The sequence below is a fragment of the Micromonospora rubida genome (assembly GCF_009908295.1).
GTDB classification, from domain to species: domain Bacteria; phylum Actinomycetota; class Actinomycetes; order Mycobacteriales; family Micromonosporaceae; genus Micromonospora; species Micromonospora rubida.
Window position 1 is genome coordinate 108402 of record NZ_JAAALO010000004.1, and the last position, 13294, is coordinate 121695.

General features: G+C 74.8%; 13 protein-coding genes. 12 read left to right on the forward strand and 1 reads right to left on the reverse strand.

Annotation, left to right across the window (positions count from 1 at the left end):
- The first annotated feature begins 22 nt into the window (after window positions 1-22).
- From GVV04_RS14830 to GVV04_RS14875, 10 genes are all read left to right on the forward strand, one after another.
- Complete coding sequence (locus GVV04_RS14830; protein WP_161688612.1) at window positions 23-1246, forward strand: sensor histidine kinase; 1224 nt, start codon at window positions 23-25, stop codon at window positions 1244-1246.
- Window positions 1247-1269: 23 nt separating this feature from the next.
- Window positions 1270-2031: a LytR/AlgR family response regulator transcription factor gene (locus tag GVV04_RS14835; RefSeq protein WP_161689386.1), complete on the forward strand. Its 762-nt coding sequence runs from the start codon at window positions 1270-1272 to the stop codon at window positions 2029-2031.
- A gap of 74 nt (window positions 2032-2105) precedes the next feature.
- Window positions 2106-2858 (forward strand): DUF5701 family protein, encoded by a 753-nt coding sequence (locus GVV04_RS14840; protein ID WP_235966293.1) that lies wholly within the window; start codon window positions 2106-2108, stop codon window positions 2856-2858.
- A 157-nt stretch (window positions 2859-3015) separates the two neighbouring features.
- Window positions 3016-3693, forward strand: coding sequence for a response regulator transcription factor (locus GVV04_RS14845; RefSeq protein ID WP_161688614.1), 678 nt, complete (start codon window positions 3016-3018; stop codon window positions 3691-3693).
- Entirely contained in the window at window positions 3690-4739 is a 1050-nt protein-coding gene (locus GVV04_RS14850; protein ID WP_161688616.1) for a HAMP domain-containing sensor histidine kinase, read from the forward strand. The genes GVV04_RS14845 and GVV04_RS14850 overlap by 4 nt, the downstream gene beginning before the upstream one ends.
- Before the next feature lie 98 nt (window positions 4740-4837).
- Window positions 4838-6790: a DUF4153 domain-containing protein gene (locus GVV04_RS14855; protein WP_161688618.1), complete on the forward strand. Its 1953-nt coding sequence runs from the start codon at window positions 4838-4840 to the stop codon at window positions 6788-6790.
- Window positions 6791-6999: 209 nt separating this feature from the next.
- Complete coding sequence (locus GVV04_RS14860) at window positions 7000-7377, forward strand: DUF485 domain-containing protein (RefSeq protein ID WP_161689388.1); 378 nt, start codon at window positions 7000-7002, stop codon at window positions 7375-7377.
- A gap of 1 nt (window position 7378) precedes the next feature.
- Complete coding sequence (locus GVV04_RS14865; protein ID WP_161688620.1) at window positions 7379-9037, forward strand: sodium/solute symporter; 1659 nt, start codon at window positions 7379-7381, stop codon at window positions 9035-9037.
- A 117-nt stretch (window positions 9038-9154) separates the two neighbouring features.
- Window positions 9155-9919, forward strand: a complete 765-nt coding sequence (locus tag GVV04_RS14870; protein ID WP_161688622.1) for an ABC transporter ATP-binding protein — start codon at window positions 9155-9157, stop codon at window positions 9917-9919.
- Window positions 9904-11619: an ABC transporter permease gene (locus GVV04_RS14875; protein WP_407938801.1), complete on the forward strand. Its 1716-nt coding sequence runs from the start codon at window positions 9904-9906 to the stop codon at window positions 11617-11619. Before GVV04_RS14870 ends, GVV04_RS14875 begins: the two co-directional genes overlap by 16 nt.
- Before the next feature lie 50 nt (window positions 11620-11669).
- Here GVV04_RS14875 and GVV04_RS14880 read toward each other — a convergent pair whose 3' ends face one another.
- Window positions 11670-11924, reverse strand: coding sequence for a hypothetical protein (locus tag GVV04_RS14880; RefSeq protein ID WP_161688624.1), 255 nt, complete (start codon window positions 11922-11924; stop codon window positions 11670-11672).
- Window positions 11925-12004: 80 nt separating this feature from the next.
- Between GVV04_RS14880 and GVV04_RS14885 the strand changes: the two genes are divergently transcribed.
- Together GVV04_RS14885 and GVV04_RS14890 are read left to right on the forward strand one after the other, a co-directional pair.
- On the forward strand, window positions 12005-12499 hold the full coding sequence (locus tag GVV04_RS14885; RefSeq protein ID WP_161688626.1) for an SRPBCC family protein: 495 nt from the start codon (window positions 12005-12007) through the stop codon (window positions 12497-12499).
- Window positions 12496-13137 carry a flavin reductase family protein gene (locus tag GVV04_RS14890; RefSeq protein ID WP_407938802.1) on the forward strand — a complete coding sequence of 214 codons (642 nt, stop codon included), beginning with the start codon at window positions 12496-12498 and terminating at the stop codon, window positions 13135-13137. Before GVV04_RS14885 ends, GVV04_RS14890 begins: the two co-directional genes overlap by 4 nt.
- The last annotated feature ends 157 nt before the right edge of the window (window positions 13138-13294 follow it).

Sequence of the window (13294 nt, forward strand, 5' to 3'; positions counted from 1 at the left end):
CGGGACAGGCCAGGATCGCTGCGTGGGTGGCAACATATCCGCCGTCGTCGGCGTGGTCTCGCTCAGCACCGCGCTGGCCGCGGCGCTGTACGCGGTGGCCCGGCTGCGCGCCCGGCGGGGCATCGCCACCGCCACCCAGCGGGCCACCTACGAGGTGCTGCACACCGCCGGGCTGGCCGCCGAGCCGCTACGGGCCGGCCTGAGCGCGGCGGGGGCGGCGAAGGCCGTACGCCACCTGCGGGCCCTGATCGGGGCGGCCGGGCTGGCCCTGACGGACCGGGAGGCCCTGCTCGCCCTCGACGGGCGCGGGACGCACCACACCGACCAGCTCGTCGCGGCGGCCCGGCGGGCGGTGTCCGGCGGGCGGTCGACCGTGCTGGGGGAGCCGGAGCTGCACTGCGACCGGGTCGACTGCCCGGTCCGGGGCGCGGTGGTCGCCCCGTTGCGCGCCGACGGCCGGGTGGTCGGGGCGCTGGTCGCGGTCGCCGACGGCCCGCCCGCGCCGGGGCTGGTGCAGGCCACCCTGGAGACCGCGCACTGGGCCGGCAACCAGCTCGCCCTGGCCGAGCTGGACGCCTCCCGGGAGCGGCTGGCCCGGGCCGAGGTGCGCGCGCTGCGCGCCCAGATCAGCCCGCACTTCATCTACAACGCGCTGACCGCGATCGGCTCGTTCGTCCGGACCGACCCGGAGCGGGCCCGGGAGCTGATCCTGGAGTTCGCCGAGTTCACCCGGTACTCGTTCCGCGCGCACGGCGAGTTCACCACCCTGGCCGAGGAGCTGCGCTCCATCGACCGGTACCTGACCATCGAGCGGGCCCGGTTCGGCGACCGACTCCAGGTGCGGTTGCAGATCGCCCCGGAGGTGCTGCCGGTGACGCTGCCGTTCCTCTGCCTCCAGCCGCTGGTGGAGAACGCCGTCCGGCACGGGTTGTCCCGCAAGCCCGGCACCGGCATGGTGAGCATCGAGGCCCGGGACGCGGGCGCCGAGTGCCACATCACGGTGGAGGACGACGGAGTGGGCATGGACCCGACGACGCTGACCGCCGGGATCGCCGAGCTGGCCGGGGCCGGCAGCGACCCGACCGACGACCCGGGCCAGCACGTCGGCCTCTCCAACGTCGACGAGCGGCTCCGCTCGGCCTTCGGGGACCGGTTCGGCCTGGTCGTCGAGACCGGCCTCGGCTCCGGTACGAAGGTGAGCATGCGGGTGCCGAAGTTCCACCCCGGCGTGCGGGCGGGCTCGTGAGCGAGCGGCCCGGCCCCGCCGGCCTGGCCACCGGCGCATTCCTCCGCGTGCTGGCGGTCGACGACGAGCCGCCGGCGTTGGACGAGCTGGCGTACCACCTGCGGGCCGACCCCCGGGTCGCCCGGCTGCACACGGCCGGGGACGCCACGGAGGCGCTGCGGGTGCTCCGCGACGGCGACGTGGACGTGGTCTTCCTGGACATCCGGATGCCCGGGCTGGACGGCATGGAGCTGGCCCGGGTGCTGCGCCGCTTCGCCCGGCCCCCCGCGATCGTCTTCGTCACCGCGTACGACGACGGCGCGGTGGACGCCTTCGACCTGGGCGCGACGGACTACGTGCGCAAGCCGGTGCGGGCCGAGCGGCTGGCCGAGTCGCTGCGCCGGGTGGTCGGCTCCCGGGTCGTGCCGGCGCACCCGGCGGCCCTCGCGCGGGCGGAGGAGGACCCGACGATCCCGGTGGAGCTGGCCGGCACCACCCGGATGCTGCCCCGCTCGGCGGTGCGCTGGGTGGAGGCGCAGGGCGACTACGCCCGGCTGCACACCGCCGACGGTTCGCACCTGGTCCGGGTCTCGCTGGCCACCCTCGCCGAGCGCTGGGCGGACGCGGGATTCGTGCGCATCCACCGGTCGTACCTGGTGCAGTTGAAGCTGATCGCCGAGCTGCGCCTGGTCAACTCCGGCTACGTCGTGGTGCTCGACGGCACGGAGCTGCCGGTGAGCCGGCGGCACACCAGGGAACTGAAGGACAAGCTGGTCCGCGCCGCCAAGCAGGACTGGAACCGCTGAGCCGGGAACAACCGAAACGCCGCCGTACGTTGTACGGTAGACGTACGACTCCCGTGGAGGCCACCGTGACCGTCATGAACCGCACCGCCGACACCCAGCGCACCGCCGACGCGGATCGCCCCACCGACCTGGACCGCAGCTCCGACCCGGACCGCACCACCGTCGTCGAACCCAGCGGCTTCGACCCCGGCACCGAGTTCGACCGGCAGGTCGCCAACCTCGTCCGCCTCGGCTACCCGGCCCTCGCCGGCTGGACCGTCGACCGGTTCACCGAGCTGGTCGCGCCGCTGCGGGCCGCCGCCGTGGCCGGCGCAGCCGAGCTGCCGCCGCCCACCGAGGCCCGGGTGCCGTTCCTGCTCGTGATCACCCGCGACCTGGCGCCCGTGCCGGACCGCCTCGCGCTGACCACCCTCGCCGGCAAGCGCAGGCCCGGCTTCCTCGACAAGAACTTCCCCCTGGCTGACCTGCCGAGGTTCGAGCCGGTCAAGGAGCTGGCGCTGCCGGCCGGGCCGGCGTACCTGCTCTTCGACGTCGACCGGGGGGAGGAGTTCCGCAACGTGACGCCCGCCGCCGCCGTGGACGCGATGGCGGCCGTCGACCGGCTGCCGATCACCATCGACGAGGGGATCGCCCTCATCACCCAGTTCCCGGCCGCGCTGGCGAGCAACCGGTGCTTCTCGCTCGTCGGGTCCCGCTGCGGCGACCGCCGGGTGCCGGCGCTGTGGATCAGCCAGGTCGCGCCGAAGCTCGGTTGGTGCTGGCACGGCAACCCGCACACCTGGCTCGGCTCCGCCTCCGCCCGCCCGGAACGGATCGGCCTGAACTGACTGACGGGACCACCGTGCCGTTCGTCCACGGCAGCCTTGCCCGAACGCCGGCCCACCGCGTTGTCCACCGGGTTATCCACAGGTGTGGAGAGTTCTCCACAGGTTGTTCACAACGTGCCCCACCGTCCTCCACGACCCCTGCATACAGTCACCTCCCATGAGGGAACGCAGGGTGCTGGTGGTCGAGGACGAGCGGACGATCGCCGAGTCGGTCGCCACCCGGCTGCGGGCCGAGGGCTTCACGGTGGAGATCGCCGGGGACGGGCCCACCGCCGTGGACCGGTTCCGGGCGTGGCGGCCCGATCTCGTCGTCCTCGACGTCATGCTGCCCGGCTTCGACGGCCTGGAGGTGTGCCGGCGGATCCAGGGCGACCGGCCGGTGCCCGTCCTCATGCTGACCGCCCGCGACGACGAGACCGACCTGCTCGTGGGGCTGGCCGTCGGGGCGGACGACTACCTCACCAAACCGTTCTCGATGCGGGAGCTGGCCGCCCGGGTGCATGTGCTGCTGCGCCGGGTGGAGCGGGCGGCTGCCGCCGGGCCCGCGACGCTGACGGTCGGCGACGTCGAGATCAACCAGGCCGAGCGCCGGGTGCTGCGGGACGGCGTCGAGGTGCACCTGACCCCCACCGAGTTCGACCTGCTGGTGCACCTCGCCGGCCGGCCGCGCGCGGTGCTGCCCCGGGAGCGGCTGCTCGCCGACGTGTGGGGTTGGGCGGAAGGCGGCGGCACCCGGACGGTCGACAGCCACGTGAAGGCGCTGCGGCGCAAGCTCGGCGCGGACCTGATCCGGACCGTGCACGGCGTCGGCTACGCGCTGGAGACACAGCCGTGACCGGGCGTCTCGTGACGTGGCTGAACCGGGTGCTGCCCCGGCCGCTCGACCCGGTCCGCTCGATCAAGGTGAAGCTGGGCGTCCTGCTGGTCACCTCGGGCACCGCCGGCCTGTCCTACTTCTGGTACGCCATCGGCTGGCTGCCCCCGATGACCTCGGCGACGGCGATCGGCCTGGCCCTGCTCACCTCGCAGGTGCTCGCGCACGGGATGACCTCACCGCTGCGGGAGATGACGGCGGCGGCCGGGGCGATGGCCCGGGGCGACTACTCCCGGCGGGTCCGGGCCACCTCCCGCGACGAGGTCGGCGAGCTGGCCCACGCGTTCAACAAGATGGCCGCCGACCTCGCCGCGGCCGACCAGCGCCGGCGGGAGCTGATCGCGAACGTCTCGCACGAGTTGCGTACGCCGATCACCGCGCTGCGGGGGGTGCTGGAGAACCTGGTCGACGGCATCGCCCCGACCGAGCCGGCCGCGCTGCGCACCGCGTTGGCCCAGACCGAGCGGCTCAGTTACCTCGTCGCAGACCTGCTCGACCTGTCCCGGCTGGACGCCGGGGTGGTACCGCTGCGCCGGACGCAGATCGACGTCGCCGAGTTCCTCGACGAGGCCGTGGAACACGCGGCGGCGACCGCCGCCGGGGTCGGGCGGGACGTCCGCTTCCGGCTCGACCCGCTGCCGGCCCCGCTGACCGTGTACGCGGACCCGGCGCGGCTGCACCAGGTCTTCGCCAACCTGCTGGACAACGCCGCCCGGCACAGCCCGGCGGGAGGAACGGTGCTGGTCAGCGCGGAGGAGCAGGACGACCACCTGCACTTCGAGGTCACCGACGAGGGCGAGGGCATCCCGGTCGCCGAGCGCTCCCGGGTGTTCGAGCGGTTCACCCGGGGCGACCGGTCGGGGGGCGGCGGGACCGGGCTGGGCCTGGCGATCGCGCACTGGGTGGTGGAGCTGCACGGCGGCGCCATCGCCGTCCTGGACCCCCACCCGGGCTCCCACCCCGGCTGCCGCATCCGCGTGTCCCTCCCCCACCCCACGCACCCCTGACCTCCCTCCTTCCCCTCTTTCCCCCCCTCGGTGTCGATCAAGGAGTTGCGGTGCCCGATAAGAGCGACAAATCAGCAGACGTACCCCAACACGAGCCCATGATCGACGGGAAGATGGCGGCCGGAACCGGGCAGCAGGTCGTGGTCGCGGGCGACGGAGGGCAGGTCACCTCCGGGACGCCCCGGACGGGGGTGCCGTCGCAGACAGGGCTGCCGCCACAGACAGGAGTGCCGTCGCAGACGGGGGTGCCGCCGCAGACAGGAGTGCCAGCACGGACTGGGCTGCCCGCGCGGCCACCGTCCTTTCTTGAGCGGCGGTGGCCCGGGCCGAACGGCCCGGCCAGGCCCGTGGTGCTCGGCGCGGTGGCCGTGGCCGCCGCGGTGGCGGCGTTCTTCGTCCCCTTCGACCGCCCCGGGCTCGGCTGGCTGGTGGCGGTGCTCGCCGCGACCGCCGCGCTCGTCACCGCCGGCACGGGACGCCGGGACCCCGCACCGGACGGTTCGACGCTCGGCCCGGCGTCCGATCCACCAGCCGGCACGGTGGTCCTTTCGGAGGCGACTGCCGGCACCGACGTCTCCCCCGAGACGACCGCCCGAACCGGGGCGGCTGCCGGGTCCGCCGACCGTCCCGACGCCACGGGGGCGCCGGGGCGGGCGGCGGACCCGGCCCCGGGCCGGGCACTGGACCGGGCGGAAGGCCGGGCGGAAGGCCGGGCGGAAGGCCGGGCGGAAGGCCGGGCGGAAGGCCGGGCGGAAGGCCGGGCGGAAGGCCGGGCGCCGAGGCGGGCGCCGGACCGGCTGATCTGGGCCGTCGCCACCATCGCCCTCGTCTCGGTCGGGTACGTCCGGGCGGCCGGCTGGCTCTTCGTGCTCTGCCTGCTCGCCGCCGTGGTCACCGGCATCCTCGCCGTGGCGGGTGGCCGGACGCCGCTGGGCATGCTCACGGCCGCTTGGCTCACCCCGGCGGCCCCGTTCCGGGCGCTCCCCTGGGCGGGACGCGGGCTGCCCCGGTCCGGCCCCGGCGGGTCGACGGTCGGGCGCAGCCTCGCCACCGTCGCCGCGTCGGCGGCGCTGCTGCTCGTCTTCGGCCTGCTCTTCTCCTCGGCCGACGCGGTCTTCGCCGACCTGGTGACGGGCCTGCTGCCCGAGGTGTCGGTGGGCGCGACGATCGGCTGGCTGTTCCGCTGCGTGCTGATCGGCGCTGGCCTGCTCGGCGCGGCGTACCTGCTGGCGGCTCCGGCCGACCTGGACGGGCTGCGGGCCGCCCCGGCCCGGCCCGTGCGCCGGCTGGAGTGGGTGGTGCCGCTGGCCCTGCTCGACACGCTGTTCGCCGCGTTCGTGCTGGTGCAGCTCACCGTGCTGTTCGGCGGCTCCGCCCACGTGCTGCGCACCGCCGGCCTCAGCTACGCCCAGTACGGCCGCGGCGGCTTCTGGCAGCTGCTGACGGTCTCCGCCCTCACCCTGCTGGTGATCGCCGGGACCACCCGTTGGGCGCCCCGGGCCACCCGAGCCGACCGGCTACTGTTCCGGCTCCTGCTCGGCACGCTCACCGCGCTCAGCCTGGTCGTGGTCGCCTCGGCGCTGTACCGGATGCAGGTGTACGCCGACGCGTACGGGGCGACCCGGCTGCGGCTGGTGGTGGCCGCCGTCGAGCTGTGGCTCGGGGCGCTGTTCGTCCTGGTCGGGGTGGCCGTGGTGCGCCTGCGGGCCGGCTGGCTGCCGCAGCTGGTGGTGGGTACGGCGGTGCTCGCCCTGCTCGGGTTGGCGGCCGTCAACCCGGACCGGCTGATCGCCGAGCGCAACGTCGACCGGTACCGGCTGACCGGAATGATCGACGTGCAGTACGCCTCCCAGCTCTCCGCCGACGCGGTGCCGGCGCTGGACCGGCTGCCCGAGCCGCTGCGCTCCTGCGCGCTGCGGTACATCGCCATCGAGCTGCCGGTCGACCACGTCAGGACCGCCAACCTGGGCCGGGCGACGGCCCGTGACCTGCTGGACCTGTCGCCGACAGGTACGACGGCCCTGAGCTGCCCAACCTTCCGCCGCGGGTGAGGACCGATTTGCGGACGGCCCGACGGACAGCAGCCCCGCGCGGCGGACGTCCACCGCACGACCGCCCTTGACAATCCCGTCGATCGGGCGAGACTGCCGGGGTGGCCGCACCCGACGATCCCGTACCGCCACCCCGGGCCCCGGGCCCGGCCGGGTCACCGGTCACCCCGACCCGGACGCCGGTGCCCACGACCGAGGCGTCGGGCCGGATGCCGGTCGCGCCGGGCCGGACCCGGGTCGTGCTGGCCGAGGTGTCCCGCCGGGAGCCCGGGGCGGACCGGGCCCGGGCCGAGCTGACCCAGCAGACCCGGGTGGGGGAGGCGCTGGTCCGGGGGCTGGTCCGGGCCCAGCTCGCGTTGGCGCTGCGGCTGAGCCTGGTGGTGCTGATCGGGCTGGGCGGCCTGCCCTTGCTGTTCGCCATCGCGCCGGCGGTCAGCCGGGTCACCGTGTTCGGGGTGAACCTGCCCTGGCTGCTGCTGGGGGTGGCGTCGTTCCCGTTCCTGATCGCCGTCGGGTGGGCGTACGTGCGGCTGGCGGAGCGCAACGAGCAGGACTTCACCGACCTGGTCCAGCGGCCGGAGCGCTGAGATGGGCAACGGGTACGTCGTCCCGGCGATCGTCGCGGTCACCCTGGTCACCGTCGGAATCGGCTTCTACGGGCTGCGGCTGGCCCGGACCACCTCCGACTTCCTGGTCGCCTCCCGCTCGGTCAGCCCGACCTGGAACGCCGCCGCGATCGGCGGGGAGTACCTGTCGGCGGCGAGCTTCCTCGGCGTGGCCGGGCTGATCCTCAAGTACGGCGTGGACGTGCTCTGGTACCCCGTCGGCTTCGCGGCCGGCTACCTGGCGCTGCTGCTGTTCGTGGCCGCGCCGCTGCGCCGCTCCGGGGCGTTCACCCTGCCGGACTTCTGCGAGCTGCGGCTCGGCTCGCGCCGGCTGCGCACCCTGGCCACCGCCTTCGTGATCTTCATCGGCTGGCTGTACCTGGTGCCGCAGCTACAGGGGGCGGGGCTGACCCTGGCCACGCTGACCGGGGCGGCGTACCCGGTCGGGGCGGTGCTGGTGGCGGTGGTGGTCACCGCGAACGTGGCGCTGGGCGGGATGCGGGCGATCACCTTCGTCCAGGCGTTCCAGTACTGGCTGAAGCTCACCGCACTCGCCGTACCCGCGATCTTCCTGGTGTTGCAGTGGCAGGCCGACGCCCGCCCGGCGGTGACCCCGCCCGACGGGCCGGCGTTCCGGACCGCGATCACCGTCGTGGTCGAGCACCGGGCGACCCTCACCTTCCCCGACGGCGACGCCCGCGAGGTACGCCCCGGCGACCGTCTCGACTTCGCGGCCGGCGACCCGGTGCCGCAGGTCTCCGGCGCGGCCACCGAAGCCGCCGACTGGCTGCTGCCGGACACCGCCGGGGACGACGACCGGGGGCTGTTCGCCACGTACTCGCTGATCCTGGCCACGTTCCTGGGCACCATGGGGCTGCCGCACGTGCTCGTCCGGTTCTACACCAACCCGGACGGCGCGGCGGCCCGACGCACCACCCTGGTGGTGCTGGCCCTGGTGGGCGCGTTCTACCTGCTGCCCACCCTGTACGGGGTGCTGGGCCGGATCTACACCCCACAGCTGCTGGTCACGGGGCAGACGGACGCGGTGGTGGTGCTGCTGCCCGGGGCGGCGCTCGGGGACGGCACGACCGGCCGGCTGCTCGCCGCGCTGGTCGCCGCCGGGGCGTTCGCCGCGTTCCTGTCCACCTCGTCCGGGCTGCTCACCAGCGTGGCCGGGGTGATCTCCACGGACGTGCTGGGGCGCGGCTCGGTACGCGGCTTCCGGCTGGCCACGGTGATCGCGGGCGGGGTGCCGACGGTGCTCGCGCTGAACGTCTCGGGGCTGGACGTCTCCCAGGTGGTGGGGCTGGCCTTCGCGGTCGCCGCGTCCAGCTTCTGCCCGCTGCTGGTGCTGGGCATCTGGTGGCGCGGCCTGACCGACGTGGGCGCCGCAGCCGGGGTGCTGGTGGGCGGCGGAGCGGCCGTCGGGGCGGTGCTGCTGACGGTGCTCGGGCCGCCGCTGTCCGGCTGGCCGGCCACGCTCACCACGCAGCCGGCCGCCTGGACCGTCCCGCTCGCCTTCACGGTCATGGTCGCGGTGTCGACGGCGACCCGCCGCAGGCTCCCCGCCGACGTCGCCGGCATCATGCTCCGCCTGCACTCCCCCGAGGCGCTCCGCGCCGAGGGAAGGTCCCCTGCCTGACGCCCGCCGTGCAGGGCTGCCCACGGACGGCCCCGGAACCGCCTCCTGCCAGAGGAGGAGGACGGGCTCGTCCCGTGGCGGGAGCGTTCACTAGTCCCGGCCGGATACGGTCGGACCATGACTGATGAGCACCCCGCGCTCGCGCTGCGTGGCCTCGCCAAGCGGTTCGACGGCAAGGTGGCGGTGGCCCACGTCGACCTCGACGTCCCGGCCGGCTCGTTCTACGGGCTGCTCGGCCCGAACGGCGCCGGCAAGACCACCACCCTGTCCATGGCGGTCGGGCTGCTCCGCCCGGACGCGGGCGAGGCGTGGGTGCTCGGGCACGACGTGTGGGCCGACCCGGTCCGGGCAAAGCAGCTCCTCGGCGTGATGCCGGACGGCGTGCGGCTGTTCGACCGGCTCACCGGGGCGGAGTTGCTGGCGTACCACGGTCTGCTGCGCGGCATGGACCCGGCGGTGGTCGACCAGCGGGCGGCGGAGCTGCTCGACGTGCTCGCCCTCGGCGATGCCGGCCGGACCCTGGTGGTGGACTACTCCGCCGGCATGAGGAAGAAGATCGGCCTGGCCTGCGCGCTGCTGCACGGGCCCCGGCTGCTGGTGCTCGACGAGCCGTTCGAGGCGGTCGACCCGGTGTCGGCGGCGCTGATCCGGGACATCCTGCACCGGTACGTCGTCGGCGGCGGGACGGTCGTCTTCTCCAGCCACGTGATGGAGGTCGTGGAGCGGCTCTGCTCACACGTGGCGATCCTCGCCGACGGGACGATCAAGCGGGTCGGCACCCTCTCCGAGGTGCGCGGCGACCGCTCGCTGGAAGACGTGTTCGTCGAGGTGGTCGGCGGGCGCACCGCGACGGGCGAGGAGTTGGCGTGGCTGTCCCGGTGACCGTGCCCGACGCCACTGCGGCTCCAGCCGCCCTCACCGAGCGGGCCCGACCGGTCTCGGCCCGGCACTTCGTGCGGCTCAAGCTGCGGGTGATGGGCAACAACTTCCGTGGCCAGGGCTGGCGGGTCGCGATGTTCGTGGGCGGGGTGATCGGCGGGCTCTGGTTCGCCGCCACCGGGTTCTTCCTGCTGGCCGCCCCCGGGCTGGCCGGCGAGCCGAAGTACGCGCTGATGGTCGCCGCGTTCGGCGGTGGCCTGCTGGTGCTCGGCTGGCTGCTGCTGCCGCTGGTCTTCTTCGGCGTGGACGAGACGCTCGACCCGGCCCGGTTCGCCCTGCTGCCGCTGACCCGGCGCACCCTGGTCACGGGGCTGCTCGCCGCCGCGCTGGTCAGCGTCCCGACGGTGGCGGTGCTGATCGCGACCTTCGGGCTGGTGCTCACCGCCGGCATGCTGGGCGGGTGGGCGGCGGCGCTGGTCGCGGCCGTCGGGGTGGCCGCCGGGCTGATCCTCTGCGTCGCCGCGAGCCGGGCGGTGACCAGCGCGTTCGCCACGATGCTGCGATCGCGGAGGGTGCGCGACCTGGCGGCCGTGCTGCTCGCGGTGCTCGCCGCGCTGCTGGGCCCGTTGCAGATCGTGGTGCTGGCCGCCGTGCGGCAGGCCGACTGGGACCGGCTGGCCGGGGTGGCCCGCATCGTCGGCTGGACCCCGTTCGGCGCCCCGTGGACGGTGGGCATCGACGTGGCCGAGGGGCGGGCGTGGGCGGCCCCGCTGAAGCTGCTGATCACGGCGGCGGCCATCGGGGCGCTGCTGTGGTGGTGGTCCCGGTCGCTGGAGTCGGCGATGGTGGGGGCGGCCGGCGGGGGCACGGCGAAGGCCCGCAGCGGCCCGGTCGGCGGCGCGGTCAGGCAGCTCTTCCCCCGGGCTGTCGGCTGGGCCCGGCGGGACCGGTTCGGCGCGCTGGTCGCCCGGGAGTGCCGCTACTGGTGGCGGGACGCCCGGCGGCGGGCCAACCTGATCACGATCGCGGTGATCGGGATCTTCGTGCCGGTAATGGTCAACTTCGGCGGGGCGAGCCTCTCCACCGCCGACGGGATGGAGCTGGCCACGCCCGACTCCTCACCGGTGCTGGCCAGCCTCTCGGTGATCTTCGTCGGGGTGCTCGCCTCGGTCACCCTGGCCAACCAGTTCGGCTTCGACGGCAGCGCGTACGCGGCGAACGTCGTCGCCGGGGTGCCGGGCCGGCTGGAGCTGCGGGCCCGGGCGGCGGCGTTCTCGGTGTACGTGCTGCCGATCCTGGCCGTCGTCGCGGTCGTCCTGGCGGTGGTGCTGGGCCGGCCGGCGTGGCTGGGCCTGCTGGCCGGCACCCTGCTCGCCTCGTACGGGGTGGGGCTGGCGGTCAACGCGCTCATCTCGGTGCTCGGGGCGTACTCGCTGCCGGAGACGAGCAACCCGTTCGCGATGAACAGCGGGGCCGGGCTGGCGAAGGGCCTCCTCACCGTGCTGTCGATGATCGCCTCGACGGTCGCCGCAGTACCGATGGTGGTCGCGGCGGCGCTGCTCGGCGACGTCTGGCTCTGGCTGGCCCTGCCGCTGGGCCTCGCGTACGGCCTGGGCGCGGCGCTGCTCGGGACGTACCTGGCCGGGGACGTGCTCGATCGGCGGGCCCCGGAGCTGCTGACGGCCGTCACCCCGCGCCGCTGACGCCCGGCCCGGCCCAGCGGTGACGGTCAGCGGCGACGCGGGAACGCGGGTCAGCGGCGGCGCAGGAACGCGTAGAGGAACTGGTTCCGGCTGACGTCGGTGACGTTGACCAGCTCCCACCCGAACTGGGACAGGTACTCGACGCCCTCCATCAGCCGGGTGACGCCGCTGTTCGTCATGCCGGGGCGGGCGAGCAGTGCGAGGTGCCGGTGTGGGTAGGCCCGCAGGTCCACCTCGTTGCGGGCCAGGGCATCGACGTCGAGGACGCGGGTCTGGGCGAGCTTCTGCGGCGTCACGGGGGCCATGCCGGCACGATAAGGCCCCCGCGCACGCGCCGGCCGGCCGCTCCCAGGCGTGGGTTGGCGAGCGGCGGCACAATGGGCCGATGCCTGTCGTCGAGTCGGTGATCACCGTTCCGGTGCCGCCCGAGCTGGCGTTCGCGGTGTCGCAGACCGTCGCGCCGGTGCGCTACCGCTGGGACCCGTTCGTCCGCGAGCAGCACTTCACCGACGGGGCGACCCGGCCCGGCAAGGGGGTGCGCACGTTCACCCGGTCCCGGCACGGCCTGATCATGGTCAGCGAGTACGTCTCCTTCGCCCCGCCGAGCCACGTCGGGATGAAGATGGTCCGGGGCCCGTGGTTCTTCGAGATGTTCGCGGGTGGCTGGCGGTTCGCGCCCGGCCCGGAGCCGGGCACGGCGGTCGCCACCTGGCGGTACAGCTTCCGCTGCCGCCCGGCGTTCCTGCGCCCGGTCGCCGACCGGATCGGGGTGTGGCTGCTGACCCGGGACATCCGCCGCCGGATCGCCGGGTACGCCGCCGGCTGCACCGACCCGGAGGTCCTGGCTGCCGCCCGCCACTCCCTCACCACCGACGAGTGAGTCTCCTTGATCGTCTGTCGAGAAATGAGGCGCGGGCGGCGTGTCGTCCCCCGTTCTCAGCAGACGATCACGGGCAACTGGGCTGGGTGCGCGCCCGGGGCGGCACAATGTTTCACGTGAATCATCAGCCGGGTGCCGAGATCCACCACACCGACCCGTTCGCCGTGCCCTCCGGGCAGAAGTCCCCGGCCCGTCGCCTGCGGGGCCGGCTCGCGGCCCCGGTGACGCTCTGGACCGCGCCCGGGCCGGCCGGCCTGACCGTGTCGTCCACGCTGGTCGCCGAGGGCGAGCCGGACCGGCTGCTCGGCCTGGTCGACCCGGAGTCGGACCTGTGGGCGGCGGTCGAGGAGGCGGGGCGGTTCGCGGTCGTGCCGCTGGGCCCGGCACACCGGCAGCTCGCCGACCGGTTCGCCGGCCTGTTCCCGTCGCCGGGCGGCCTCTTCGCCACCGGCGGCTGGACCGACACGGAGTACGGCCCGGTCCCCGCCGACGCCGGCGGTTGGACCGGCTGCCGGCTCGACACCGCCCGCGAGTACGGCTGGGCGCTGCTGGTCGAGGCCACCATCGAGGCCGTCACCCTGACCGAGGAGACCACCCCCCTCCTGCACTACCGGGGCCGGTACCACGAGCTGACCTGAGCGGGTCGGGCCGGATCGGCGACTCGGGCGGGAGGTCGCCACGCCGCCGACGTGGGCGTCGACCACCGGCCGCCGGTCACCGGAGTGACGTGGGTCACCTGGCGCAGGCAGGCGACCGTTCGGCGCAGTGGGCGACCGGGGCCGGCCCACGTCTTCC

Coding starts and splice junctions, on each gene's coding strand:
- GVV04_RS14840 (WP_235966293.1), top strand. CDS start 2,106: ATGAACCGCACCGCCGACACCCAGCGCACCGCCGACGCGGATCGCCCC.
- GVV04_RS14880 (WP_161688624.1), bottom strand. CDS start 11,924: ATGGCCCCCGTGACGCCGCAGAAGCTCGCCCAGACCCGCGTCCTCGAC.
- GVV04_RS14855 (WP_161688618.1), top strand. CDS start 4,838: ATGATCGACGGGAAGATGGCGGCCGGAACCGGGCAGCAGGTCGTGGTC.
- GVV04_RS14885 (WP_161688626.1), top strand. CDS start 12,005: ATGCCTGTCGTCGAGTCGGTGATCACCGTTCCGGTGCCGCCCGAGCTG.
- GVV04_RS14870 (WP_161688622.1), top strand. CDS start 9,155: ATGACTGATGAGCACCCCGCGCTCGCGCTGCGTGGCCTCGCCAAGCGG.
- GVV04_RS14865 (WP_161688620.1), top strand. CDS start 7,379: ATGGGCAACGGGTACGTCGTCCCGGCGATCGTCGCGGTCACCCTGGTC.
- GVV04_RS14845 (WP_161688614.1), top strand. CDS start 3,016: ATGAGGGAACGCAGGGTGCTGGTGGTCGAGGACGAGCGGACGATCGCC.
- GVV04_RS14860 (WP_161689388.1), top strand. CDS start 7,000: ATGCCGGTCGCGCCGGGCCGGACCCGGGTCGTGCTGGCCGAGGTGTCC.